A 24,929-nucleotide genomic window follows, 5' to 3' on the forward strand; every position below is an offset into this window, starting at 1 on the left:
CGCGGTTCCACCCTATTTGCTTTATCATCCATGATAAAGCCACTTTATTAAACATGCTCCAGAGTGCCATTCCCATCTGACCATTTGTTCAGCTTTCACTATCCCGAACTCGCTTTTTAAAATGGTATCAGAAAGTACTCTTCTCTTTCATCACATCATTTTTTGAATATGTATCATCTTACTTTATGAAGACAGGATTTGTCAAATTTTAAATATCACTAAATTTAGCTATCTGATTAAGAAATTTTTTCGATTTTAAGTAATATCCACCATAGCGGTCATAATAAGAATCAAAAAGGCTTCTTAATAATTGACGAGTCTCCTCTTTTACCGTAACATTTCCAATTCGTTCTAAACCTACTTTTGAAAAAATATATAACAGCTTTACAACTGAATTAGATAACGGAACAGCCTCTGGGTCTACATGCTGACATCTCGAGCATAATAGTCCCCCCTCGACCATTGAAAAGGAATAGGGTGCATTCTTTTCACCACAATGTGTACACAGGTGTACAGTTGGTGCAAAACCGCCGGCTCGATAAAGCTTCATTTCGTACATCATTAAAGGAATTGAAACATCATCATGTTCTGATATCCATTCAAAGGTTGCCATTAATTGTTCATATATTTCTGGATTAGGTACTTTTTCATCCAATAGCTTATCCGTTAACTCCACTACATAAGCAGCATATGCAGTCTTCATGATATCTTCTCGTATAACTCGATAGGATTCAATAATTTCACCTTGTTGGATGGAACTCAATCCCTTCGAAAGATAAACAAAAAATTGACCATAAATGAATGGCTGCGTAACAGCAGCCATTCTACTTTTCGGTTTCTTTGCACCTCGGGCAATAGCAGAGAACTTTCCAATTCTTTTGCTAAATATCGTAACTATTTTATGTGTTTCACCATAATCTTTAGTTTTAATAATAATACCGTCTATTTTTTCTAGCATACAAATTCCCCTTTTTTACTGCATGCTACATATTGGAATCCACCGGTAGGTTCTCCAGATTAGTTGTTGAACTTTCATCTAAGTCTAGCTCACTTGGATCACTTTCTAACTCTTTCATCAGTAAATAGGTTTCAATATTTCCTGTTTGACTAAATAGCTTCCATACTAAGTCGATCACAAGAAAACACACCTTTCTTTATACTTTTCTAGAAGTATCTTTTTGTAAGTTAGAACACTGATTATATACTTTCATTAATCTGGATACATGTATTGCTCGCTCGCAGCAACCAATGTTCCGGATACTATTATCGTTTCCACTATGTCAGAAAACAATTAGTTAAAAAATTTTCCATCTCTAATATTCATCTTCACGGAAGCCATATTCAAGCAACTGACTTTGCTTGTTTCTCCAGTCTTTTTGGACCTTTACCCAAAGTTCTAAGTAAACTTTCGAACCAAGTAAAGCTTCAATATCTTTTCTTGCATCTTTACCAATATTTTTAAGCATGCTGCCTTGTTTTCCAATCAATATACCTTTTTGCGATTTTCTTTCCGCTACAATAGCTGCTTGAATAAAAATCGCATTGGATTCTCTTTTTTCAATATTTTCAATGACAACAGCGATAGAATGCGGAACCTCTTCACGAGTCAAATGCAATACTTTTTCGCGTATCAATTCACTAATAATAAACCGCTCAGGATGGTCTGTCACTTGGTCAGCTGGGTAGAATTGCGGTCCTTCTGGTAAGTGACTTTTTAAAACATCCAATAAATGATTCACGTTATTTCCTTGTAGAGCAGAAATTGGAATGATTTCTTCAAAATCATACTTTTCATTATAAAATTCAATCAATGGCAACAATTCATCAGGATGCACTTTATCTATCTTATTCACAACAAGAAAGACTGGACCTTTAACACGTTGTAAACGATCAATGATAAATTGATCACCTCGTCCATATCCTTCTTCCGCATTTATCATAAAAAGTATTGCATCTACTTCATTTAATGTATTTTCAGCAATTTTAACCATAAAATCGCCTAAGCGATGCTTCGGTTTATGTATACCTGGTGTATCGATAAAGACAAATTGAGCATCATGTTGAGTTAGTACACCCTGAATTTTATTTCGAGTTGTTTGTGGTTTATCACTCATTATAGCTATTTTTTGGCCAATTACTTTATTCATAAAGGTTGATTTACCAACGTTTGGTCTTCCGATAATGGTTATAAATCCAGATTTAAAGTTTGTGTCCATGTAGTAGTTCCTCCAGGAAGTTTAGATAGATTCAATCTATGTTTGGTCTATTATACTACAAAATCTTTGTAGTTTCATGTTATCGACAAAAGCTTTAAAAAGATTGTATGATTCGATAATTCTCTCCATATTGCATTTTCAATTGGCTATTCCCAGGTATTTTTTGCCAAGACTTTTTTCAACAGGTTTGGTGCTTTATCCTCGTGGTTGATAGATATTGTGCGGTAACTACTGTCAATTCCCCAATATCTAATGAGTATAGTGGTACGATACCGCTCCGGCCGGAGACTCCTGGGGGAATAGCACGTGTCCGAAGACCCCGGAGCGGTAGTTTAGCACTATCCAAACAAAAGTATTAACGCGTAGTTTCTATCAATTGTGTAAATAACTACAATCTTTTTAGTAAATAACCTCCACTATAAACCAATACTATAATTTGCCCCAACTGAACCTTTACAATGCTTTTTAGTAAACTCTGTATGAAGATAGCAAGTTTAACGTTATGTAGATGTATCGCACCAATTTATGCCTCAACGTATTCATACAACATTGAAAAAAACAAAAAAGTATAAGGAGATCTCCTTATACATCATAAAATAATTATTAAAAAACTTTGGGTAGAAATATTATTAGACCTACAATTAAAGCGGTTATAGCGGCCATAAACACCCCTGCAGCAGCTAAATCTTTTATTTTTTTAGCTGCCGGGTGAATTTCTGGTTTGACATAATTAATGATTTCTTCTATCGCAGTATTGAGAATTTCGGCTGTGATTACCAGTCCTACAACGACAACCACTGCAGTCCATTCCGTATAGTGAATTTCATAAAAAATCCCCGCAATAATCACTATAATAGTTGAAAACAAATGTAGTCGGAAGTTTCTTTCAGATTTAAAAACCTCTCTTAAGCCATTTACGGCATATTTAAATCCAATCGATTTCTTCTTACCTTCCAAGATTAAATTCCCCTAATATTTCTTCTTGTTTTTGGAACATTTCTTTTTCATCTTCTTTTGTCATATGGTCATAGCCTAGTAAATGAAGTAGGCCGTGCACTGCCAAAAAGCCTAGTTCCCTTTCTAAAGAATGATTATATTCCTCCGCTTGCTCCTTTGCCTTTTCAACAGAGATGATAATGTCTCCTAATATAACCGGAATATCATCACCAATAATCTCCACCTCACCTTCAGAGGTTTCCTCCAATGCAAATGAAATAACATCAGTTGGTTTGTCTAATTTGCGATAATCACGATTGATTTCTTGTATCTCATCATTATTGACAAAAGTTATGGAGACCTCTACATTCTCTGATATTTTTTCTTTCTGAGCAGTTAAATTAAGTAGACCTTCAATAAGTTCAAAATGGTTTTCCGGGACTGAGTTAGTGTTATCTTGAAAATCAATTTCCACTATTTTGCCTCCTTATTTGGGTATTGAATTCTTGAGTGAAAGATACCTTTTAAAGCTTCGCATATTGTCTGATGAACTATTTTTACCTCTTTAATTGTTAATGGACATTCATCTAACTGTCCATCCATCAAGCGGTCATTAACAATACTTGACACAATCTCTTCTATTTTTTGTTCTGTTGGTTCTTTTAAGGAACGAACTGCCGCTTCGACAGAATCACAAATAGATATTATTGCGGCCTCCTTTGTTTGAGGCTTTGGTCCAGGATAACGGAAGTCTTCCTCTTGTACTGTTTTATTAGTTTCCTTCTCTTTGAAATAAAAATACTTTAATAATGTCGTACCATGATGTTGCATGGCAACATCTATTATTTCTTTTGGCATTTTATGCTTCTTTAACAGTTCCGCCCCATCATATGGATGCTTAATAATTATCTCAGCACTTTGTTCCGGTGAGATCACATCGTGTGGGTTTTTAATTGATAGTTGATTCTCAATAAAATAATGCGGTCTCACAGTTTTCCCAATATCATGGTAATAGGCTGCAACCCTAGCTAGTAAACCATTTGCCCCAATTGCATCACAAGCTGTTTCACTTAAATTAGCAACCATGATGGAATGGTGATATGTCCCTGGTGCTTCTGTTAGAATCTTTTTAAGCAGTGGCTGATTCGGACTAGAAAGTTGTAGCAACTTGATATCAGATAGTATACCTAGTCCAGTTTCAAAAAATGGGAGTAATCCAATTGTTAAAACTGCTGATAAAAAAGCCGAAGCTACACCAAATCCCGACAAGATAAGTAAATCGCCAATAGAATATTTTTCAAAGGACAAGAATACAAATAATAGTATAGATAAAATATTTACGATTGACATTCCGATACCTGAACGTACAATAGATAAGCGATCTTTTACATTAATTAAAAATACAATTGCAGCAAATTGCGAGAAGAAGAAATAAACAATTGCTTCTACATTTAACGTACCAGGAATTTCCCCATTAAAGATAATTCCACCCAAAACGGCATATAAGATAGATAACACAATCGCTAATCGTTCATTAATTAACTGTTTCACTAATAATACACCCGTAGCGACTGGTACGATAAAAAAGAATTGGTTACCTTGAGTTGTATAAATACTAATAATTTTCATCAAAGATACAACAATAAAACTAATTAATAAAATGGACGCAATTGTGCCTTTATCAAGTCCTTTTCTACTGTCTATTCGATTCATTTCATAAACAATAACAGATCCCACTAATAGTATTAATAAACCTAATCCAATTACAGGAAATACATTACGATCTTTATTAAGTAACCCTACTAATTGAAGTTTTTCAAAAATCTCATTTGTTATTGTCTCCCCTTCACGTACAATTACTTCTCCACCATTAATCATAACCGGTTCCACATTACTTACTGCCTGTTTTTTGGCCTCCGCAGTCTTTTCAGAATCATAAAAAGAATTCTCGACTATTGCGAATTCTGTTAACTCTTGAAATGCTTCAATTAAATTTTGATTAAGATTTGAATAGCGAATATTTTCACGTACACTTTCGATTGCACTATTCATATTTTCTGTTCTTACGCCATTTTGAAACTCTTCTTGTAAATAGGAAATGAATACTTCCTTCCCATTTTTCCTATCTTCTTTCGGAACATCGATAAGTCTCAAAAAGACACTATCTTCTACTTTTTCGGTTATACTATTTGATAATAATTCTTTCAGTCTTTGAACCTTTTCTCGGTTTGTTAATTGTACTGGTACTCCTTCTTTTTCATCTTCAATTAGAGATTCAGACTCTAATTTATCAACAGCTGTAAATATCTCCTCTATGTAACCAATTTGCTCACTAGCAATATTAGTAGATATATCAAATCTGTCTTCAACGGCTTGAACCGCTTCTCTTCTTTTCCGTTCTGTCTCTTGTTCATTTTCAATTGTAATAGGAGATCGAATGGTTTCTCTTGAAGTTGTAAGTGGTTCAATATCATAGGTCTCTGTGTATACATTTGTAAATGTCAGTAGAAAGAGATAAAGTCCTAAAGCTAATACTGGAACCAGTATTCTAACCCATTTTGTCCGTAGTTTTATCAGATACGCCATCAAGTTTTTAAACGAATTCATATTCTCCCCCCTAAGAATATTACTAGAAAACAGTTTTCATACAATAAAGAAATAAGACCCTTTATTAGCCGGGTCTTCTATACCTATCAAGTCATGTTGCTTTTTTCATATGCATCAATAATTTTCTGCACTAGCGGATGCCTTACAACATCTGTTTGTGTTAGATAAACAAAGGATATGTCCTTAATAGATGTTAACAATTTGTCTGCAATTTGTAACCCCGACTTAACCCCTTTTGGTAAATCTATTTGTGTGATATCCCCAGTTATAACCATCTTTGAACCAAAACCTAATCGCGTTAAGAACATTTTCATTTGCTCTGGTGTTGTATTTTGAGCTTCATCCAAAATGACAAAGGCATCATCTAACGTTCTTCCACGCATATATGCTAACGGAGCTATTTCAATTGTTTCTCTCTCTATCAATCTTAGTGTATGCTCTGCACCTAGGACATCATTAAGTGCGTCATAAAGTGGTCTTAAGTAAGGATCAACCTTTTCCTTTAGATCCCCGGGTAAAAAACCTAGACTTTCCCCTGCTTCAACAGCTGGTCTTGTTAAAATAATTCGTTTTACTTCACCATTTTTTAGTGCTTGAACAGCCATTACAACAGCAAGATATGTTTTTCCCGTTCCCGCTGGGCCAATGCCAAAAACTAGATCATTCTTCTTTATAGCGGATACATAACTTTTTTGACCTAGGGTTTTAATACGAATTTCTTTTCCTTTAACATTCTTAGTAATAACATCTTCAAATAAGGTTTCAAATTGATTGATTTTACCATCTTTCGCCAGTTCAATTGCATAAACAATATCACGTTCCGCAATTGTGATTCCCTTCCGTACAACATTCAGTAGGGTCAGTAATACATCCTGTACTATAGCTATATCGCTATCTGTACCAGAAACACTAATCTTTTCTCCACGAGTAACAATAGAAACATTGAGTTTATCCTCAATATGTTTCAGATATTTGTCATTGTTCCCAAAAAGCTCAAGAGCCTCTTCCGGATTTGTTAATTCAATATCAATAGCGTTTAAGTTTTCGGGCATATTCAATCTCCTTGAGTTATTGGTTGTGCCTTAGCAATATTTTCTTCTACTGTTATATATAAGTATAATTTAACTTTACCATTCTCTAGAGATTCATGCAAAACTTTTTCTGAGGTAATTTTAGCATCCGGACCAAGCTGTAGTTGAAGTTCCTCCTTAGCTTGTTTAATACCGGCTTGTACCGCTTCTTCTTTGGTCCGTTCAAATTTCTGTAACTGTTTTTCACTAAGTGTTGATTCTATAATATTAATCGGTAAATTCCATTTTAAGAATTTTATCGGGGATGTAGTACTATCGTGGTGAACATCTTGAAAATCAGGTGATCCAAATCCCCAAATTGGGAATTTAAAATTCTTTATACCTATGTAGTATTTCTTTTCTTGTTGTCCTGTCAGAAGTTCATAATTCTGTTTAAGTGGGATGGTTACATCTACTTCATACCAAGTACTTGCAATAATCTCTCCTTCCGCAGGTACAACAATCTCTTTTCTATTTTCCTTATTCTCATCCTCTTCTTCACTTTCTGGTACCTCATTCAATTTTCCAGAAACCAGTATTTTCCCTGGTTCAACATAGTCGTTAATTTCGACTTGGGGAACACCTTTTGAAACGTACATTCGTTTGATAATCCCCTTTTTAGTTGCTACAAGATTCCTTGGTCCCTCGACTTTATCGTCTTGTACGACGATTTTCTCCACACCTTCTAGTTGGTAGGTTGTCCCTTTTTGACGTACACCAACCCACAGTAATTCGGGTATATCATCCGTAAGCTTCTGTTGAATTTTAGCAGGAGGATCTATAGTAAAAATCCATGCTCCTGCATGTATTCCGTAAGCATTTAGCTGTGTCGCAATTTTTTCTTCAATTTCCTTTGGAAGTTCTCCGGTGATCTCGACCTTCCAAATAATATTAGACATAAATAATATTAGTAGTATACTCATGATAAATGAAAAAACAAATTCTTTTCTTCGGAAAAAGCGACTAAATAAAAAGGGATATCCTCGTCGTTCTTCAAATGTTATTTTATAGTTCCGCTCTCTCCTTATTTTTCTGATTTCTGGGATATCTGAAAGCTTAACATTTCCACTACAAGATTTTCTGCCTTCTCTTTTAATATTCCATACCGTAACTCCCCGATTAACAGATTCCTGAATAAACATCTCAGGTCTATCTCCTGTCACTACTATTCGTACATACCCCTTAATAAATGACCCTTGTATCTGTTTCATTTCGACCTCCTAGTAAAATCATTATCCTGATATGAATTTAACCTCTGCAATTTTCCCTTCCAACAATATCTCTTCAGGTAACATCATCTTCAAGACAAATGATGATCCCTTTATCTGAATATATCCTTTAGTTGTCTTAAGTCTTAATTCATTATCTGTAAAAACTGCAAGCCCTTTATGATTTTCAATATATACGTGTAACTGACCAATAATGGTTATTCGAGGTAATTCCATTACAACATCAGAAGGCAATGCAAGATACTTTACTAGCCATGGTCGTAATCGTTGTTGTAGATTCTTCACTAGATAAAGCCCCCTCTCACATACATATTTATGAGAAAATGAAACAGATAAGAACTAAAAAACCCAAAAGCATCAAAGCGATACTTTTGGGTTTAATCAATTATTTATATTGTATTTTCTTACTTCTTTCAACAGTCACACTGCGAAAAGGTTTTCTAGCTCTTGGTGGCCCGAGAACTTCCGACATGATGATGCCATTAACCAAACCTTTATAATTTAAGCCCGTTTTTACATCCTTCTTAAATTGTTCTTTCTTTACGTTTTTATCCTGTAAAGAATGGTGCTTAATCGCATCTTGAATAGTAGGTCCAATTGATAAATCTTGCTGCGATAAAGAATCATGTGCATCACTTGTACCTGTATTCATCCGTTCTTTTAATCTCTCCACTTGTTGTTTCTGTTGTTCTTCCGCATAAACATTTGTTGGAGTAGATGTATAGACTGTCTGTTTTGGAGAATGTCGTGTTTGTTCTGTTTTCTTATGATCCTCCGAATTTGAAGATTTATAGACAGTCCTTTTTGGATTGTCTTGACCTCCTGAAGGGGTTGCAGTAGGTCTTGGCACATTGGGACGATTTGGTTTTTGTTGTTGTTCGGTTTCTTTTGCTCCGCCCAATGCTCGTATAATTCCATACACAATAAAAGCGATTATAGGTAAGAATTCGAGTAAACTATCCATTTAAATCCCCCCTTCTTTCCTTTTGGTTCCTATGTTATTAATTATCATCATCATTATTGTCTTTAGAAAGTTTACCAATAGAATCACGCATGTCAGTATCAGCATTGATGTTTTCATAATTTAAATAATCCATAACACCTAATTTTCCAGTGCGTAATGCTTCTGCAAGTGCTAGTGGAACATCAGCTTCCGCTTCCACAACTTTTGCACGCATCTCTTGAACACGGGCAACCATTTCTTGTTCTTGGGCTACAGCCATTGCACGGCGCTCTTCTGCTTTCGCTTGTGCAATTTTCTTATCTGCCTCAGCCTGATCTGTTTGTAGCATTGCACCAATATTTTTACCGATATCCACATCAGCTATATCAATCGATAAGATTTCAAATGCAGTACCAGCATCTAACCCTTTAGCAAGAACCGTGTGTGAAATCATATCAGGATTTTCTAATACTTTTGCATGTGTTTCTGAGCTACCAATTGTACTTACGACTCCTTCACCAACACGGGCGATGATTGTCTCTTCACCTGCACCCCCAACTAATCTGTCGATGTTTGCGCGTACAGTAATTCTAGCTTTTGCTTTTACTTCAATTCCATCCATTGCAATACCTGCAATGAAAGGTGTTTCAATAACCTCTGGATTAACACTCATTTGTACAGCTTCCAATACATCACGACCAGCTAGGTCAATGGCTGCTGCACGTTCAAAAGATAATTCAATGTTTGCACGGTGTGCTGCAATTAATGCATTAACAACACGGTCTACATTACCACCAGCAAGGTAGTGACTCTCAAGTTGATTTGTTTTAACATCAAGTCCTGCTTTATGTGCTTTAATCAATGGATTGATAACACGACTAGGTACAACTCGACGTAATCTCATACCAATTAATTGTAAAATTCCTACTCGTACTCCAGCAGCTAAAGCACTAATCCATAGTGTTACTGGAATAAATGTAAATAAAATTGCCACAGCAATCAGGATCACTGCGATAAGTATCACAGGCATAATAATATTTGGATCCATGTATAATTCCTCCTAAATTGTTTTATATTATAGGTCATTATAACCTTATAATTCTCTTACTATAACGCGTACCCCTTCCACCTTTACAACTTTAACAGGGGTATTCGCTTGAATAAAACTACCTTCTGTTACGACATCAACTCGCTCATTAGCAATTATAGCTACTCCAGATGGTCTTAATCCTGTTGCAGAAATACCTTCCATCCCTATTAAATCTAGGCGATTTTGATTGGATACATAGCCTAGCTCAGTTGTCGTTCGATCTTTTAGTATGACATGACGGAAAATCCCCTTATCTAGTCCAATCCTTCTAAATAAAATTACGGAAGCTACAACAGCAACTAAAAAAGCTATAGCTACACTTGTCATCATGTGACCTACATTTGCACCCGACATAAACAATGAGCCAATAATTGCTCCTATACCTAAAATACCTAGTATACCTCCGGGGACAAAAAACTCTGCAATAAGTAAAACAATACCAAGAATTAAAATTATTATAGCTTCCATTCCTGCGAGTCCCGCAACAAAATGGCCATAAAAGAATAGCGCTAATGAAAGTAAGCCAACACTACCAGGCACCCCAAATCCAGGTGAATAAAGTTCTAAAATCAACCCTAAACTTGCTAGAGATAATAGAATCGGAACCACGATTGGGTTCGTAATAAATCTAGCAATATTTTCTGCAAGTGTAGGTTCAGTTTGAATAATCGTCCCATTTGATAAACCTAGCTCAAATAATAACTCCGTCCGATCCTGAACAATTCCTTCAGAATAACCAACTTCTAATGCTTCTTGAGGGGTTAATGTTAAGAATTCGCCCTCAGGAGCATCCAATTCAGGTAGATCTATACTTGCATCTGCCATTGCTGCGGCATATAATGGATCCCTTCCACCAGCTTCAGCAGCACTTGTCATAGTTTTCAACCAAGCTGATTGTGCTTTTTTATCTGCAGCAGTCCCATCAGAATTTATGACGCCACTAGCTCCCATCCTAGCCCTTGGAGTCATGTAAATATTATCCGTGTGTAGGGCAATATATGAACCTGCTGAAAAGGCTTCACTTACGATGAAAGAGGTTGTAGGAATATCAAGGTTAGCAATTATGGTACCAATATTGTTTGCAGCTTCCACACTTCCACCAGGAGTATTAATCTCAAAAATGATGTGATCTGCTCCTGCTTCTATTGCTTCACCCGTAGTTCTTGATAGAAAAGCTTCTAATCCACGTTCTATGTCATCCTCAATAGGAATAACAAAGATTTGCTTTCCTCCACCTTGCGTATCAGCATAAACAGCCTTATCAAATCCTGGAAATAACAAAGATATTATGATGACAATATAAATAGAGAAAAAAAATGCCAAACGCTTTCTCGGCAACTATTACACCTCCTTCTCTGTACATTTATTCATACGTTTGATGACAGAATAAAGTTTCAAAAAATTTCATATGTACATCCCTATTTACATAAATAGTATCACAGTTTAATACTGGAAAGGTAGAGATATGAAAAAATGTAATGGATAACTATCATATAATAAGACAAAAATAAAAAACCCTTGCAAATAGCAAGGGTTTTTAAGGGCAAACTTAATTCAAAAATTCTTGAACTAATTTATTAATTTTAGAGCCGTCAGCTTTTCCTTTTACTTTAGGCATTACTGCACTCATAACCTTACCCATATCTTTTTTTGAAGATGCGCCAGTTTCTTGAATCGTTTCTTGAACTATTACTGAAAGCTCATCATCAGAAAGCTGTTCAGGCATATATTCTTGAATAATTTTGATTTCCATTTCAAGTTTTTCAACAAGATCTTCGCGTCCAGCTGATTTAAATTCTTGGAGGGAATCTTTTCTTTGTTTTAATTCTCTTGATAAAATTGTCAAATCTTCGTCTTCCGATAATTCACTTTTACCAAGTTTTATCGATTCATTTTGTAATGAAGCCTTAACCATTCGAATAACACTAAGTCTTTCCTTGTCTTTATTCTTCATTGCTTGCTTCATATCGTCGTTTAACTGTGATAGTAATGACATCTTCTAGCACCTTCTTTAGAATTTACGCTTTCTAGCAGCTTCAGATTTCTTTTTACGACGAACGCTAGGTTTTTCATAGTGTTCACGCTTGCGATATTCTTGTAGTGTCCCACTTTTTGCTACACTACGTTTAAAGCGACGAAGAGCATCCTCAAGAGACTCGTTTTTACGAACGCGAGTTGTATTTGACATGCTAATTTCCCTCCCTCCGAAGCAAAAAAACAGATTAATAAGGCATTTGAAATATATCATGCCTTTTGTAATTATAATATATTGCTAAGTAATGGTCAACTGATTATTTTTTCATTGTTATTATGTCAAGTAAGTGGCCATAATACACTCCTCTTTAACTCCAGAGCATAGGGAACTAAATCTGCTCGAAAAACCGTCGCAGTGTCTACCTTGCCATGGGCGGCTAGTGAGCCTCCTCGTACTTTCGCACTGTGTGGTCTCGCCGATGCCTTTCCTACCACAGGAGTCTCCATGTATTCTGGGCACTAAGTGCAAAATAATAATAATACCTTAGCTTATAAGCCAAGGAAAACTCCAAGTACTACCAAATAATTAAAATCAATAATCAGATGTCCCTTGGATTCCATTGACAATGGCTACTCCGGAGCTTGCTCCGATTCTAGTTGCTCCTGCTTCGATTACTGCTTTTGCTTGAGCTAGATCGCGTACTCCTCCAGAAGCTTTAACACCAAGATCTGGTCCTACGGTTTTACGCATTAGCGCTACGTCCCCTACAGTTGCCCCTCCACCAGAGAAACCTGTAGATGTTTTGACATAGTCTGTGCCGGCTTCTTTTGCTATTTGGCAGGCTTTTACTTTTTCCTCTTCAGTTAGTAATGATGTTTCAATAATTACTTTTGTTAAAGCTTTTCCTTTTGCAGCCTCGACTACAGCTTGAATATCTTGTTTCACAAATTCTTCATTACCTGATTTTAGCTCCCCAATGTTAATAACCATATCAACTTCAGTAGCACCATCAGAAATAGCTTGTTTTGTTTCAAAAACTTTTGATTCTGTAGATGTAGCTCCTAAAGGAAAACCAATAACTGTACATACTTTTACAGTAGTGTCCTTTAAATGTTTATAGCATAAAGGAACCCAATGTGGATTTACACAGACCGATGCAAATTCATAATCTCTAGCTTCCTCAACAATTTTTAATATAGATTCTTTAGTTGCATCAGGCTTTAGTAAGGTGTGATCAATATATTTTGCAATATCTTTTACCAAGATAAACATCCTTTCTTATGTTGTACATACCTCTTGAATAATAGCATTCTATTTTGTTAAATGCGAATTAATAAATTCTAATGCCCAGTCTTACGACTAGGCATTCATTTTAATTTTACCGTGTGTGGCGTTATCCATTATACGGACAAAGGTACCTTCATTATATGGATACCCTGATTTGGTAATTTTTACACGTACAATTTTACCAATCATGTCATTTGTTCCTTCAAATTTAATTTTAAGGTAGTTATCTGTATAACCCACTAACATATTTGGATTATCCTCATCTAGTATACGTTCTTCAGGAATAACTTCCAGTACTTCTTTCTCATAACGTAATGCATATTCTTTAGCTAATTCTTCAGATAAATCGATCATCCTTTGAACTCGCTCGTTTTTCACATCTTCATTTACTTGTTCTTCCATTCTAGCGGCTGGTGTACCTGTTCTTCTTGAGAATGGGAAAACATGTAGTTCTGAATACCCAACTTTTTTAATAAAGTTGTAAGTTTCCATAAATTCTTCTTCTGTTTCACCTGGGAAACCTATTATTACATCTGAAGTTATCGCTAAATCTGGCAAAGCTTTACGGATTTTTTCAACTTTTTGGTAGTAAAAATCAGTTGAATACTTTCTTCTCATACGCTTTAGGACAGTATCAGAACCAGATTGTAGTGGAATATGTAAATGACGTACAATCTTCTCTGATTTGTCCAATACCTCTATTACTTCATCCGTGATTTGACTAGCCTCAATCGAGGAGATTCGGATACGTTCTAATCCAGCCACCTTTGATTCTAAATCACGTAAAAGCGCAGCAAAATTATAGTCATTTAAATCTTCACCATATCCCGCTGTATGAATTCCAGTGAGAACAATTTCCTTATAACCAGCTTCGACTAATTTTTGTGCTTGATTTAAAACACTCTCTGGATCTCTTGAGCGTAGGAGGCCCCTTGACCAAGGGATAATACAGAAAGTACAGAAATTATTACAACCCTCTTGAATTTTCAAAGAGGCACGTGTTCTATCCGTAAATTCTGGAACATCCATTTCTTCAAATACGCGATTTTTCATAATGTTAGAAACACCATTTATAGGTTCTCTGATTTTCTTATGTTCTTCAATATATTTGATCATATTTTTACGATCTTGTGTACCCACAACTACATCAACACCAGGAATCTCCAAGATTTCACCTGGAGAGGTTTGTGCATAACAACCTGTGACACAAACAATTGCATCTGGATTTTTACGTACTGCACGTCTAATCGTCTGTCTACTTTTTTTGTCTCCAGAATTTGTTACAGTACATGTATTAATGACATATACATCAGAGTCATGGTCAAAGTCAACACGCTCATATCCCTGATCCATGAACATACGCCAAATACCTTCTGTTTCATAATGATTTACCTTACATCCTAATGTATGAAATGCTACAGTTGGCATTTATTGCCCCCCCAATTCTTCTAATTGATACGATATGCTAGCAAGTGCATATAAAGCAGCTGTTTCTGTCCTTAATATACGTGGACCTAATCTTACGGGTATAAACTGATGTTCTTTCAAACTATGTACTTCCTCAGAAGAAAATCCTCCTTCGGGTCCAATACAAATAAGAACTCGGTCACCTGTATTTAGCTTACTGATAATACTTGCGTATGATTGGAAAGGATGTGTTTTCGCCTCTTCCTCATATGCGATTATTTTCACTTGATATGTTTCACTTTCCTTAATTAATTCTTTTAAGTTCATAACTGATTTAATTTCAGGTAAGTTACTACGATGAGACTGTTCACTTGCTTCTTTTATTATTTTAGCATAACGAGCAATTTTTTTATCTGCTTTTCTAGCATCCCATTTTACAACAGATCTTTTCGACTGAAAAGGAATAAATGCTGATGCTCCCAATTCTGTGCCCTTCTGCAGGACTAAATCCATTTTATCTCCCTTTGGTAATCCTTGTGCAATAGTAACAGAAACTGGTAATTCCGCATTATAATTAAGCCATTCAATTGTCTTAGCCATTACAAAGTAATCTTCTATCTGTATAATCTCACAGATTGCCCCATTCGCATTTGGTGGATTACAGATAATTTTATCTCCAACTTGCATTCGCATTACACGGACAATGTGATGGGCATCCTCACCATCGATAGTGATAATATCATTATTCAGATTTTCTTCTGGGATAAAATATCTCTGCATAAAAGCACCTACTTTTTCTTCGCTACGACAGAAACCCAGTCTTCTAGCTCATTAATCTCTACAAGTTCAAAACCTTGACTTTCCAAATTATCTAAAACCAATTGTTTTTTTGCTTGAATAATACCAGAAGTGATAAAATAACCACCTTCTACAAGATTTTCATAAGCATCATCAATAAATCGGACAATAATCTCTGCTAATATATTTGAGACAATAATATCAGCTTTCATTTGAACATGACTTAGTAGGTTGTTTTGCCTTGTTTTGATCATATGATTTACCTTGTTTACTTTTGCATTTAACTGCGTACTCTTAACGGCAATTTCATCTAAGTCGTACGCATAAATTTCTCTTGCCCCTAGTAATGCAGAAGCAATACTAAGTACTCCTGAACCACAACCAACATCAATGACAGATTCATTCCCTTTAATATATTTTTCGAGAGCCTGAATACTTAATACTGTTGTCGGATGTGTTCCAGTCCCAAATGCCATACCAGGATCTAGCTCAATAACAATTTCCTTGTTAGATTTTGGTGTATAGTCTTCCCATGTTGGTGTAATTGTAATCTTGTTAGTGATTTGAACTGGTTTGTAGTACTTCTTCCAAGCAGTTGCCCAATCCTCTTCATTGACTTCACTTAGCACTACTTGATTTGGACCCAAATCGATATCAAACGTGATCAGGTTATTAATAGCTTGTTTGATTTCTTCTACAGTTTCACCTAAGAAGCTATTTAAAGGTAAATACGCTTTTATATAGACTCCTTCTTTCGGGTAGTCATTTTCGTCAAGTTCAAATATTTCACCATATAAGTTTTCTTTTTCAGTAACTAAATCTAGTGGGTCTTCAATAACAACGCCACTAGCACCTGTTTCATGTAAAATATTCGAAATTGGTTCAATGGCTTCATTTGTGGTATGAATGCATATCTCTGACCATTTCAAACGAATCTCACTCATTTCCTTATTGTTATTAACTATTACCCCTGATGAGCTCTGTTATGTAAAGGGGTAATAGGAATTTAATCCCCTTTAAAAGCTCTTTTAAATTTTTGAAAGATTGAATCCTCTTGCTCCTCAGTTCTATCATTCCCGGCTATTTCATTGAATTCACGTAATAATTCTTTCTGCCTGTCTGTTAGTTTAGTAGGAGTTATGATGCGAACTTTGATATGTTGATCTCCATTTCCATATCCTCTTACATTTGGGGAACCTTTTCCTTTTAGGCGGAACGTCTTCCCTGTCTGTGTACCCGCTGGAATTTTAAGTTTTACTTTTCCATGAACTGTTGGAACTTCCACTTCATCACCTAGAGCTGCTTGCGTAAATGTTAACGGTAATTCACAGAATATATTATCCCCTTCACGTGTGAAGAACTCGTGTCGTCTCACTTGGATGACAACATATAAGTCCCCTGCAGGACCACCATTTTTTCCGGGTTCTCCTTTACCAGCTACACGTATTTGTTGACCATCATCGATACCGGCTGGTATGTTAATGTGAATCTTTTTGTTCTTTTTAACTGTTCCTTCTCCACCACAAGTCGTACATTTTTCTGGAATAATTTTTCCAGTACCATTACAGTGGTGACAAACTCGTCGATTAACAACACGTCCAAAAGGTGTATTTTGCTCAGTGTTTAATTGACCAGATCCGTTACAATGGGAACAATTTTTCGAATTCGTTCCTGGTTTTGCGCCAGAACCGTGACAAGTTGCACATTCTTCATCCTTAGGAATCAAAATGTCTGTTTCTTTTCCAAAGATAGCTTCCTCAAAGTCAAGAATCATGGTGTATTGTAGATCAGCACCTTGTTGTGGTGCGTTTGGGTCACGTCTACGACCACCTCCACCACCAAAGAACATATCAAATATATCACCAAAGCCACCGAAATCTTGACCTCCACCGAAGCCACCAAACCCTTGACTATTCATTCCTGCATGACCAAATTGATCGTATTGGGCACGCTTTTGTTCATTTGATAATGTTTCATACGCTTCTTTTGCTTCTTTGAATTTATCTGCAGCATCTGGCTCTTTATTAACATCTGGGTGGTACTTGCGAGCAAGTTTACGGTATGCTTTTTTGATTTCTTCTTTTGATGCATTTTTTTCAAGACCTAAGACTTCATAATAATCTCGTTTTGACACTGTGTATCACTCTCCCGAATCTCTTCACATAAAGTAAATCATAACACTAAAAATTGATTGATGGCAAATGTAGTACAAGTTGATTTTCTCATTAAGTAACCCGTGCCCCGAGTAACCTTCCTATTCTGCGGGTGGTTGGTGAGTCTTCACAGGAGTCTCCGTGATATTTGGGCAAACAAAGGTTATACATAATTGTTTCTTTGTCATTTGCCAATAAGATTTTCACATTAAAGCTCCCTAGAAAAAAAGTCAAAGTCAAGGGGGTCCTGACTTTGACTTTCTCCTAAATTTATTTAGTTCAGTTATTTTTTATCTTCGTCGTCAACTTCTTGATAATCTGCGTCTACAACATCATCACTTGAACTTTGACCTTCTTGGCCCTCAGCTGTTTGATTTTGTTGTGCCATTTGTTCATAAAGTTTAACAGATAATTGTTGAACTTGTTCTTGTAAAGCCTCTTTCTTCGCTTTAATTTCATCCAAGTTAGAACCTTCTAGTGCTTTTTTCAATTCTTCTTTAGCAGCTTCTGCTTTTTGTTTCTCCTCTTCAGAAACTTTATCCGCTAAATCTTTTAAAGTTTTATCTGTTGTAAAGATAAGTTGATCTGACTCATTACGAAGATCAACCTCTTCACGACGTTGCTTATCGGACTCGGCATTTTCTTCTGCTTCCCTTACCATACGTTCTACTTCCTCATCTGATAAACCTGATGAAGATTTAATTGTAATGGATTGCTCTTTATTAGTCCCCATATCCTTCGCACGCACATTAACGATACCGTTTGAATCAATATCAAATGATACTTCAATTTGAGGTACACCTCTAGGTGCAGGTGGAATATCCGCTAATTGGAAACGGCCAAGCGTTTTATTATCTGCTGCCATTTCACGTTCCCCTTGAAGAACATGAATGTCTACTGCTGTTTGGTTATCTGCAGCAGTTGAGAATACTTGTGAATGACTAGTTGGGATAGTAGTATTACGTTCGATTAACTTAGTAAATACGCCACCCATTGTTTCGATACCTAGCGAAAGTGGTGTAACATCTAGTAATACAACATCCTTCACGTCTCCTTGTAGAACTCCACCTTGAATAGCTGCACCAAGTGCTACTACTTCATCAGGATTTACACCTTTAGAAGGCTCTTTACCAATCTCACGCTTAATAGCTTCTTGTACTGCTGGAATACGAGTAGAACCACCAACAAGAATAACTTTATCAATATCATTCGCTGTTAAATCAGCATCTCGTAACGCCTTACGTGTTGGAATCATTGTGCGTTCCACAAGTTCTGAAGAAAGTTCTTCAAATTTAGCACGAGTTAAATTCATTTCTAAGTGTAATGGCCCAGCTTCACCAGCTGTAATAAACGGTAAGGATATCTGTGTTTGAGAAACACCAGATAAATCTTTCTTTGCTTTTTCAGCAGCGTCTTTTAGACGTTGTACTGCCATTTTATCTTGGGATAGGTCAATTCCATTTCCTTTTTTAAATTCTGCTACTAAATGATTAATGATTACATCATCAAAATCATCTCCACCAAGACGGTTATCACCAGCAGTAGCAACAACTTCAAAAGTACCATCACCGATGTCTAAGATTGATACATCAAAGGTACCTCCACCAAGGTCAAATACTAGAATTGTTTGATCTTGATCAGCCTTATCAATACCATATGCTAATGCTGCAGCAGTTGGTTCGTTGATAATACGTTCAACCTCAAGTCCTGCGATACGGCCAGCATCTTTTGTTGCTTGTCGTTCTGAATCATTGAAATATGCAGGTACTGTAATAACAGCTTTATCAACTGTCTCCCCGATGTAGTCCTCAGCATATGACTTTAAGTATTGGAGAATCACTGCAGAAAGCTCTTGGGGTGTGTGCTCTTTACCATCAACTTCTACTTTATAGTCTGTACCCATATGACGTTTTATAGAAAGAATAGTATTAGGGTTCGTAATTGCTTGACGTTTAGCAACTTCTCCTACTTGTCTTTCGCCATTTTTAAATGCTACAGCTGATGGTGTTGTACGGTTACCCTCAGGGTTAGGAATAACTACTGCTTCTCCACCCTCCATTACTGCAACACATGAATTTGTTGTACCTAAATCAATTCCAATAATTTTACCCATATTTATTTCCTCCTTGAATCGTAGCCTAACTTATTTATTTACCTTCACCATAGCAGGTCGAATAACGCGATCTTTAATCAAATATCCTTTTTGTAATTCTTCTACAACCACATTTGATTCCATTGATTCATCTTCAACCTGGATAACAGCTTGATGTATGTTCGGATCGAACTCTTTACCAACTGCCTCAATTTCTTTTAGACCTTGTGACTTCAATGCATCAATAAGTTGTCTGTATACCATCGATATACCTTCAAGTAATCCTTTATTAGACTCATCAACCTCAACTTGTAAGGCCCTCTCGAAATTATCAATAGCTGGTAAAAGTTCAATTGCAAGATCTTGTGCTTTGTATTTAGCTGCCGCTTCTCGTTCTTTAATAGAGCGTTTCTTGAAGTTATCAAATTCCGCCTGTGTTCTTAGAAATTTTTGATATAGTTCTTCTTTTTCCTTTTGTAATTTATTCATTTCTTCTTTTTGTTTTTCAATTTCATCAGCTGTGTTAGAAGGGACTTCTTCTTGTTCGATAACCTCTGACTCTATTGAAGCATCATCTAGTTGTTCTTCTTTTTCTTCCTCAATACCTGTAACATCCTTTTCTTCCATTTCGTGCACCTCCAAAATACAATCAAATTACAAGTAGGTCCGTTTAAAATCTTTTAGTATCCGTTGTTTTTATACCATAGATACAACGCTTCTGTCATTTCATTTGATAACGCGTTTAAAAGAGTTATCACTTTTCGGTATTCCATTCTAGTTGGCCCAAGCAATGCTATTGTCCCCATTTGCTCACTTCCAAACTGGTAAGAAGCTGTTATAAGACTAAAATCCTTAATCTCATCAATTTTATTTTCATTGCCAATCGTTACTTTAATGCCATGTTGAGGAGCCTTCAATAAGTTCACAACTTGATCTTCGTTTTCCATCATTTGATAAAACGCCCGAATCTTATTGATATCATTGAATTCAGGTTGTGTTAACAATTTCGTTTTACCGCCAATATATAATTTAACTGGCTGTTCCTGAAAGAAAGCGGATTTCAAGTATTGATAAGATTTTTCAAAATCATGGACATACATTTGCATTAAGGAAAGTACTTCCTTTGTAATGACTTCTGGTAAACGAGCAAGAGATATACCATGTAATCGATCGTTCAGGATATTAACGATCTTCTCCAAATCATTAGGACTGATTTCAGCTGGAAATGTAAAAGATCGATGTTCAACATGCCCTGAATCTGTAACTAATATGGCCACAGCAGAATGATCTGTTAATGGGACTATTTGAAGCTGCTTTAATTTAGTTTCAAATATTTCTGGACCTAAAATAATGGATGTATAGTTTGTTAAGTCAGACAACACCTCTGCAGACTTTTGCACCAATTTTTCAAAATCGATGAATTCATCCCTGACAAGGTCTCTCATAATACTGAGATTTCCTTTAGCCATAGTTGATCCAATAACATTGTCCACATAATATCGATACCCTTTTTCAGAGGGCACGCGACCAGATGAAGAATGTGTTTTTTCAAGAAAACCCAATTCTTCTAAGTCAGCCATGACATTTCGTATCGTTGCAGCACTTAAGGATATTTCATCTTTTTTGGAAATAGCACGTGAGCCAACTGGGTGAGCTGATTCAATAAAATCATCAATAATAACTTGCAAAATCAACAATTGCCTTTCTGTTAACATTAATGACCACCCCTGTTAGCACTCTAACCATCTGAGTGCTAATTCTAATAATAAATTATCAAATCCTTATTTTTTTGTCAATGCTATTGCCTCTAAGTCTTCATCCTCTAGCAGAAAATGTTCAAACACTTCATTACCAAATAACACACCATCATCCGTAAGGTGTATGGATTTTTCCTCTTCGACAAGCCATCCCTTTTGGATTAGATAGTCGATTTCACTCTTATAAAGCAATTCAAGTGGAAAGCCATATTCCGATAAAAACTTCTGCTTGTCTATACCACTTAGCTTGCGTAATCCTAAGAATAGTTCTTCCTCAATTTTTTCTTTTAATCCAATGCTTTCGATTTTTAACGTTGGGTTTCCATCTTCCATTGCTTGTTTAATATAGGCAGGTATAGGCTTAATGTTGTTTGTACGCTTTCCAGGTAGGTACCCGCTAGCTCCCGCACCAAATCCATAATAATAGTCATTATTCCAGTACGTTAAATTATGTTTACTTTCAAATCCGGATTTAGCAAAATTACTGATTTCATACTGTTGTATGCCGGCTTCTTTCATTTTTACCTTTAAAATGTCGTACATTTTCACTTCTTCTTCTTGCGTTGGTCGGTGTAATTGACCCTTTTTATAACGATTATAGAAGATTGTTTTAGGTTCTATTTGTAAGGAATACGCAGAATAATGGGGTAGATTAAAAGCGAGTGCTTCTGAGACTGTTTTCGCAAAATGTTCAGCAGTTTGATTAGGTAAGGAATAAATTAAATCAAGGCTAATATTCGTTAAGCTTTGTTGTTTTAATAGGTTAACTGTTTTATAAACATCTTGGATTCGATGTGCCCTTCCTAGTTTTTCAAGCATCTCGTCATCAAATACTTGAACACCTAGTGATACTCTATTTACCCCAAATTCTTTTAACAACTTTGCCTTCTCTTCATCAAAATCTCCTGGATTTGCTTCAATTGTATACTCTTCACAATGTGCCACATCAAATTTATCCGCGATTAACGCTAAAAGAGTTTTTAATTGAGTATGATTTAAAGAAGTAGGAGTCCCACCACCGATAAAAATTGTTCTAACAGGATTCTTTGTGCCATCAACTTGAGTATTTATTTCATTCGAGAGTGCTTCTAAATAATCAGTAGCCATTTGCTCATTGTAGAAGAATTTAGTGAAATCACAATAATGACAAATATGATGACAGAAAGGGATATGAATATATACGGAATGTATCATGGTACTAACTCCTAACAAGGTGAATTTGTATTTTTTTATGTTCAAAAGATTGAGAGAAAAACTTTATAAGGTTATTTTTTTCAAACAGTTTGTTGTTAATTAATGTCTGCAGCCCGTATACACTTTGCATCAGTGTACACGGGCTGATTAGTGCGAAACCCATTTTATCCTGTACTTAACAAACAACCAGCTACTAAATTTCCCCTATTAAAAAAGTTCTCCGCTCTTTATATTTATTCGTCATCCATTTTAAGTACGGCCATAAATGCTTCTTGAGGCACTTCTACAGAACCGACCATTTTCATGCGTTTTTTACCTTCTTTTTGCTTTTCAAGTAACTTTCTTTTACGGGATATGTCTCCACCATAACATTTTGCTAGAACGTTCTTACGCATAGCTTTAATCGTTGACCTTGCTACAATTTTATTTCCAATTGCTGCTTGGACCGGAACCTCAAACTGTTGTCTAGGGATTAGTTCTTTTAGTTTTTCAACAATTTGCTTACCTCGTTCATAAGCAAAATCTTTATGAACAATAAATGATAACGCATCAATGGTTTCACCATTAAGAAGAATATCCATCTTAACTAATTTCGAAGGTTGATAACCAATTAATTCGTAGTCAAAAGAAGCATATCCTTTTGTATTTGATTTCAGTTGGTCAAAAAAGTCATAAACGATTTCTGAAAGCGGTATATGGTAAATTACGTTAACACGAATATCATCAAGGTATTCCATATCAATAAACTGACCACGCTTTTTCTGGGAAATTTCCATAACGGGACCAACATATTCGTTTGGAACCATAATTGTCGCTTTAACAAACGGCTCTCGAATCTCCTGAATCACCTGTGGGTCAGGCATAACGGACGGGTTGTCAATAATTATTGCTTCTCCATCTGTTTTTTCAACTTCATAAATAACACTTGGCGCAGTAGTGATTAGATCAATCTTGAATTCACGCTCAATACGTTCTTGAATAATTTCCATGTGTAATAGCCCTAAAAAGCCACAACGGAAACCAAATCCCAATGCCTGAGATGTTTCAGCCTCGTATTGAAGTGCGGAATCATTTAGTTCTAGCCGTTCTAATGCCTCGCGTAAATCGTTGTACTTGTTTGAATCTACCGGATAAAGTCCACAGTAAACCATAGGATTTAATCTTCTGTAGCCCGGTAATGGTTCAGAAGCTGGGTTATTGGCAAAGGTAATGGTATCTCCTACGCGTGTATCTCCTACATTTTTAATCGATGCAGTTAAATATCCAACATCGCCAACATTCAATTCCTTGAGTGGTAGCTGCTTTGGTGTAAATACTCCAACTTCATTGACTTCGAATTCTTTACCTGTGGCCATCATTTTAATTTTATCGCCAACCTTAACTGATCCTTCTTTAATACAAACGTAGGCTACTACGCCTCGATAAGAATCATATAAAGAATCAAAAATAAGTGCTTTTAATGGCTCTTCTGGATTTCCCATCGGAGGTGGTACAGCTTCCGTAATCCTCTCCAAGATGTCTTCTATTCCAATGTTTGCTTTCGCTGAAGCAAGAATAACATCGTCTGGATCAATTCCAATCACATCTTGTAGTTCCTTTTTAACACGCTCTGGATCTGCGCTTGGCAAGTCAATTTTATTAATAACAGGAATAATTTCAAGTTCATTATCTAACGCTAGATAGACGTTTGCCAGTGTCTGTGCTTCGATCCCTTGTGCAGCATCGACAACTAAAATAGCTCCCTCACATGCTGCAAGGCTTCTTGAAACTTCATATGTAAAGTCAACATGTCCCGGGGTGTCGATTAAATGAAAAGTAAAGTCCTCTCCACTCTTACTCTGATAGTGTAGTTGAACTGCATTTAATTTAATGGTAATTCCACGTTCTCTTTCTAAATCCATTGCATCAAGCAATTGTTCTTTCATTTCTCGTTTTGAAACCGTTCGTGTATTTTCCAATATACGATCTGCCAGTGTTGATTTTCCATGGTCAATATGGGCTATAATAGAAAAATTACGTACATTTTCTTGTTTTCTCGCCATACTTGGTGTTCACTCCTATTGCCTTTACCAATGTTCAGTAAAAGTACAAATTTAATACATATTAAATTACGATATTTGCTAGGATGATTATAGCAATTGCGACCATTAGTTTCAAGAAAGAGTTGTTAGTAGA

The 24,929-nt window shown here is 35.9% G+C and carries 24 protein-coding genes and 1 other annotated feature (1 of these 25 running past the window's edge); all 24 genes read right to left on the reverse strand.

Annotated features, from left to right (window positions below; genetic code table 11):
* Nucleotides 1-160 (reverse strand) — a binding site (T-box leader); it reaches 20 nt to the left of the window's first position.
* Between the two features lie 48 nt (nucleotides 161-208).
* Nucleotides 209-958, reverse strand: coding sequence for a DNA repair protein RecO (gene recO, locus TY11_RS10735; RefSeq protein ID WP_042145975.1), 750 nt, complete (start codon nucleotides 956-958; stop codon nucleotides 209-211).
* A gap of 25 nt (nucleotides 959-983) precedes the next feature.
* Entirely contained in the window at nucleotides 984-1,136 is a 153-nt protein-coding gene (locus TY11_RS20125; protein ID WP_081755898.1) for a YqzL family protein, read from the reverse strand.
* 177 nt (nucleotides 1,137-1,313) lie between these two features.
* The gene (gene era, locus TY11_RS10740) at nucleotides 1,314-2,216 is read right to left on the reverse strand and encodes a GTPase Era (protein WP_042145977.1); all 903 of its coding nucleotides are present in this window, start codon (nucleotides 2,214-2,216) and stop codon (nucleotides 1,314-1,316) included.
* A gap of 603 nt (nucleotides 2,217-2,819) precedes the next feature.
* Entirely contained in the window at nucleotides 2,820-3,173 is a 354-nt protein-coding gene (locus TY11_RS10745; protein WP_042145979.1) for a diacylglycerol kinase family protein, read from the reverse strand.
* A complete protein-coding gene (ybeY, locus tag TY11_RS10750; protein WP_081755899.1) occupies nucleotides 3,163-3,627 on the reverse strand; it encodes an rRNA maturation RNase YbeY in 465 nt (154 codons plus the stop codon). The genes TY11_RS10745 and ybeY overlap by 11 nt, the downstream gene beginning before the upstream one ends.
* Entirely contained in the window at nucleotides 3,627-5,759 is a 2,133-nt protein-coding gene (locus TY11_RS10755; RefSeq protein WP_042145984.1) for an HD family phosphohydrolase, read from the reverse strand. Before TY11_RS10755 ends, ybeY begins: the two co-directional genes overlap by 1 nt.
* 86 nt (nucleotides 5,760-5,845) lie before the next feature.
* Nucleotides 5,846-6,811, reverse strand: a complete 966-nt coding sequence (locus TY11_RS10760) for a PhoH family protein (RefSeq protein ID WP_042145986.1) — start codon at nucleotides 6,809-6,811, stop codon at nucleotides 5,846-5,848.
* 2 nt (nucleotides 6,812-6,813) lie between these two features.
* Complete coding sequence (gene yqfD / locus TY11_RS10765) at nucleotides 6,814-8,040, reverse strand: sporulation protein YqfD (RefSeq protein WP_042145988.1); 1,227 nt, start codon at nucleotides 8,038-8,040, stop codon at nucleotides 6,814-6,816.
* A 21-nt stretch (nucleotides 8,041-8,061) separates the two neighbouring features.
* The gene (gene yqfC / locus TY11_RS10770) at nucleotides 8,062-8,343 is read right to left on the reverse strand and encodes a sporulation protein YqfC (protein ID WP_042145990.1); all 282 of its coding nucleotides are present in this window, start codon (nucleotides 8,341-8,343) and stop codon (nucleotides 8,062-8,064) included.
* A gap of 100 nt (nucleotides 8,344-8,443) precedes the next feature.
* Nucleotides 8,444-9,022 (reverse strand): YqfB family membrane protein, encoded by a 579-nt coding sequence (locus TY11_RS10775; protein WP_042145992.1) that lies wholly within the window; start codon nucleotides 9,020-9,022, stop codon nucleotides 8,444-8,446.
* Nucleotides 9,023-9,059: 37 nt separating this feature from the next.
* On the reverse strand, nucleotides 9,060-10,049 hold the full coding sequence (floA, locus tag TY11_RS10780) for a flotillin-like protein FloA (RefSeq protein WP_042145994.1): 990 nt from the start codon (nucleotides 10,047-10,049) through the stop codon (nucleotides 9,060-9,062).
* Between the two features lie 45 nt (nucleotides 10,050-10,094).
* On the reverse strand, nucleotides 10,095-11,429 hold the full coding sequence (locus tag TY11_RS10785; protein WP_052345803.1) for an NfeD family protein: 1,335 nt from the start codon (nucleotides 11,427-11,429) through the stop codon (nucleotides 10,095-10,097).
* Between the two features lie 211 nt (nucleotides 11,430-11,640).
* Nucleotides 11,641-12,087 (reverse strand): GatB/YqeY domain-containing protein, encoded by a 447-nt coding sequence (locus tag TY11_RS10790; RefSeq protein WP_042145996.1) that lies wholly within the window; start codon nucleotides 12,085-12,087, stop codon nucleotides 11,641-11,643.
* Between the two features lie 15 nt (nucleotides 12,088-12,102).
* Nucleotides 12,103-12,279 (reverse strand): 30S ribosomal protein S21, encoded by a 177-nt coding sequence (rpsU, locus tag TY11_RS10795; RefSeq protein ID WP_042145999.1) that lies wholly within the window; start codon nucleotides 12,277-12,279, stop codon nucleotides 12,103-12,105.
* A 378-nt stretch (nucleotides 12,280-12,657) separates the two neighbouring features.
* Complete coding sequence (deoC, locus tag TY11_RS10800; RefSeq protein ID WP_369797408.1) at nucleotides 12,658-13,329, reverse strand: deoxyribose-phosphate aldolase; 672 nt, start codon at nucleotides 13,327-13,329, stop codon at nucleotides 12,658-12,660.
* 96 nt (nucleotides 13,330-13,425) lie between these two features.
* Nucleotides 13,426-14,781, reverse strand: a complete 1,356-nt coding sequence (gene mtaB, locus TY11_RS10805; protein ID WP_042146002.1) for a tRNA (N(6)-L-threonylcarbamoyladenosine(37)-C(2))-methylthiotransferase MtaB — start codon at nucleotides 14,779-14,781, stop codon at nucleotides 13,426-13,428.
* Nucleotides 14,782-15,540: a 16S rRNA (uracil(1498)-N(3))-methyltransferase gene (locus TY11_RS10810; RefSeq protein WP_042146004.1), complete on the reverse strand. Its 759-nt coding sequence runs from the start codon at nucleotides 15,538-15,540 to the stop codon at nucleotides 14,782-14,784.
* An 8-nt stretch (nucleotides 15,541-15,548) separates the two neighbouring features.
* Nucleotides 15,549-16,487 carry a 50S ribosomal protein L11 methyltransferase gene (gene prmA, locus TY11_RS10815; RefSeq protein ID WP_042146515.1) on the reverse strand — a complete coding sequence of 313 codons (939 nt, stop codon included), beginning with the start codon at nucleotides 16,485-16,487 and terminating at the stop codon, nucleotides 15,549-15,551.
* A 77-nt stretch (nucleotides 16,488-16,564) separates the two neighbouring features.
* Nucleotides 16,565-17,692, reverse strand: coding sequence for a molecular chaperone DnaJ (dnaJ, locus tag TY11_RS10820; RefSeq protein WP_042146006.1), 1,128 nt, complete (start codon nucleotides 17,690-17,692; stop codon nucleotides 16,565-16,567).
* Between the two features lie 302 nt (nucleotides 17,693-17,994).
* Nucleotides 17,995-19,824, reverse strand: coding sequence for a molecular chaperone DnaK (gene dnaK / locus TY11_RS10825; protein WP_042146008.1), 1,830 nt, complete (start codon nucleotides 19,822-19,824; stop codon nucleotides 17,995-17,997).
* Nucleotides 19,825-19,854: 30 nt separating this feature from the next.
* Nucleotides 19,855-20,430 (reverse strand): nucleotide exchange factor GrpE, encoded by a 576-nt coding sequence (gene grpE / locus TY11_RS10830; protein WP_081755900.1) that lies wholly within the window; start codon nucleotides 20,428-20,430, stop codon nucleotides 19,855-19,857.
* Nucleotides 20,431-20,483: 53 nt separating this feature from the next.
* On the reverse strand, nucleotides 20,484-21,518 hold the full coding sequence (gene hrcA, locus TY11_RS10835; protein WP_042146010.1) for a heat-inducible transcriptional repressor HrcA: 1,035 nt from the start codon (nucleotides 21,516-21,518) through the stop codon (nucleotides 20,484-20,486).
* Between the two features lie 66 nt (nucleotides 21,519-21,584).
* On the reverse strand, nucleotides 21,585-22,754 hold the full coding sequence (hemW, locus tag TY11_RS10840; protein ID WP_042146012.1) for a radical SAM family heme chaperone HemW: 1,170 nt from the start codon (nucleotides 22,752-22,754) through the stop codon (nucleotides 21,585-21,587).
* 233 nt (nucleotides 22,755-22,987) lie between these two features.
* Nucleotides 22,988-24,796 (reverse strand): translation elongation factor 4, encoded by a 1,809-nt coding sequence (gene lepA, locus TY11_RS10845; RefSeq protein WP_042146014.1) that lies wholly within the window; start codon nucleotides 24,794-24,796, stop codon nucleotides 22,988-22,990.
* Between the last annotated feature and the right edge of the window lie 133 nt (nucleotides 24,797-24,929).

It is taken from the genome of Paucisalibacillus algeriensis (genome assembly GCF_000577245.1).
GTDB lineage: Bacteria > Bacillota > Bacilli > Bacillales > Amphibacillaceae > Ornithinibacillus.

What these genes read in the sequence shown, in the direction of transcription:
- recO (WP_042145975.1), bottom strand. Translation starts at nt 958, where the DNA reads ATGCTAGAAAAAATAGACGGTATTATTATTAAAACTAAAGATTATGGT.
- era (WP_042145977.1), bottom strand. Translation starts at nt 2,216, where the DNA reads ATGGACACAAACTTTAAATCTGGATTTATAACCATTATCGGAAGACCA.
- TY11_RS10755 (WP_042145984.1), bottom strand. Translation starts at nt 5,759, where the DNA reads ATGAATTCGTTTAAAAACTTGATGGCGTATCTGATAAAACTACGGACA.
- TY11_RS10760 (WP_042145986.1), bottom strand. Translation starts at nt 6,811, where the DNA reads ATGCCCGAAAACTTAAACGCTATTGATATTGAATTAACAAATCCGGAA.
- yqfD (WP_042145988.1), bottom strand. Translation starts at nt 8,040, where the DNA reads ATGAAACAGATACAAGGGTCATTTATTAAGGGGTATGTACGAATAGTA.
- TY11_RS10775 (WP_042145992.1), bottom strand. Translation starts at nt 9,022, where the DNA reads ATGGATAGTTTACTCGAATTCTTACCTATAATCGCTTTTATTGTGTAT.
- floA (WP_042145994.1), bottom strand. Translation starts at nt 10,049, where the DNA reads ATGGATCCAAATATTATTATGCCTGTGATACTTATCGCAGTGATCCTG.
- TY11_RS10790 (WP_042145996.1), bottom strand. Translation starts at nt 12,087, where the DNA reads ATGTCATTACTATCACAGTTAAACGACGATATGAAGCAAGCAATGAAG.
- rpsU (WP_042145999.1), bottom strand. Translation starts at nt 12,279, where the DNA reads ATGTCAAATACAACTCGCGTTCGTAAAAACGAGTCTCTTGAGGATGCT.
- mtaB (WP_042146002.1), bottom strand. Translation starts at nt 14,781, where the DNA reads ATGCCAACTGTAGCATTTCATACATTAGGATGTAAGGTAAATCATTAT.
- TY11_RS10810 (WP_042146004.1), bottom strand. Translation starts at nt 15,540, where the DNA reads ATGCAGAGATATTTTATCCCAGAAGAAAATCTGAATAATGATATTATC.
- dnaK (WP_042146008.1), bottom strand. Translation starts at nt 19,824, where the DNA reads ATGGGTAAAATTATTGGAATTGATTTAGGTACAACAAATTCATGTGTT.
- grpE (WP_081755900.1), bottom strand. Translation starts at nt 20,430, where the DNA reads ATGGAAGAAAAGGATGTTACAGGTATTGAGGAAGAAAAAGAAGAACAA.
- hrcA (WP_042146010.1), bottom strand. Translation starts at nt 21,518, where the DNA reads ATGTTAACAGAAAGGCAATTGTTGATTTTGCAAGTTATTATTGATGAT.
- hemW (WP_042146012.1), bottom strand. Translation starts at nt 22,754, where the DNA reads ATGATACATTCCGTATATATTCATATCCCTTTCTGTCATCATATTTGT.
- lepA (WP_042146014.1), bottom strand. Translation starts at nt 24,796, where the DNA reads ATGGCGAGAAAACAAGAAAATGTACGTAATTTTTCTATTATAGCCCAT.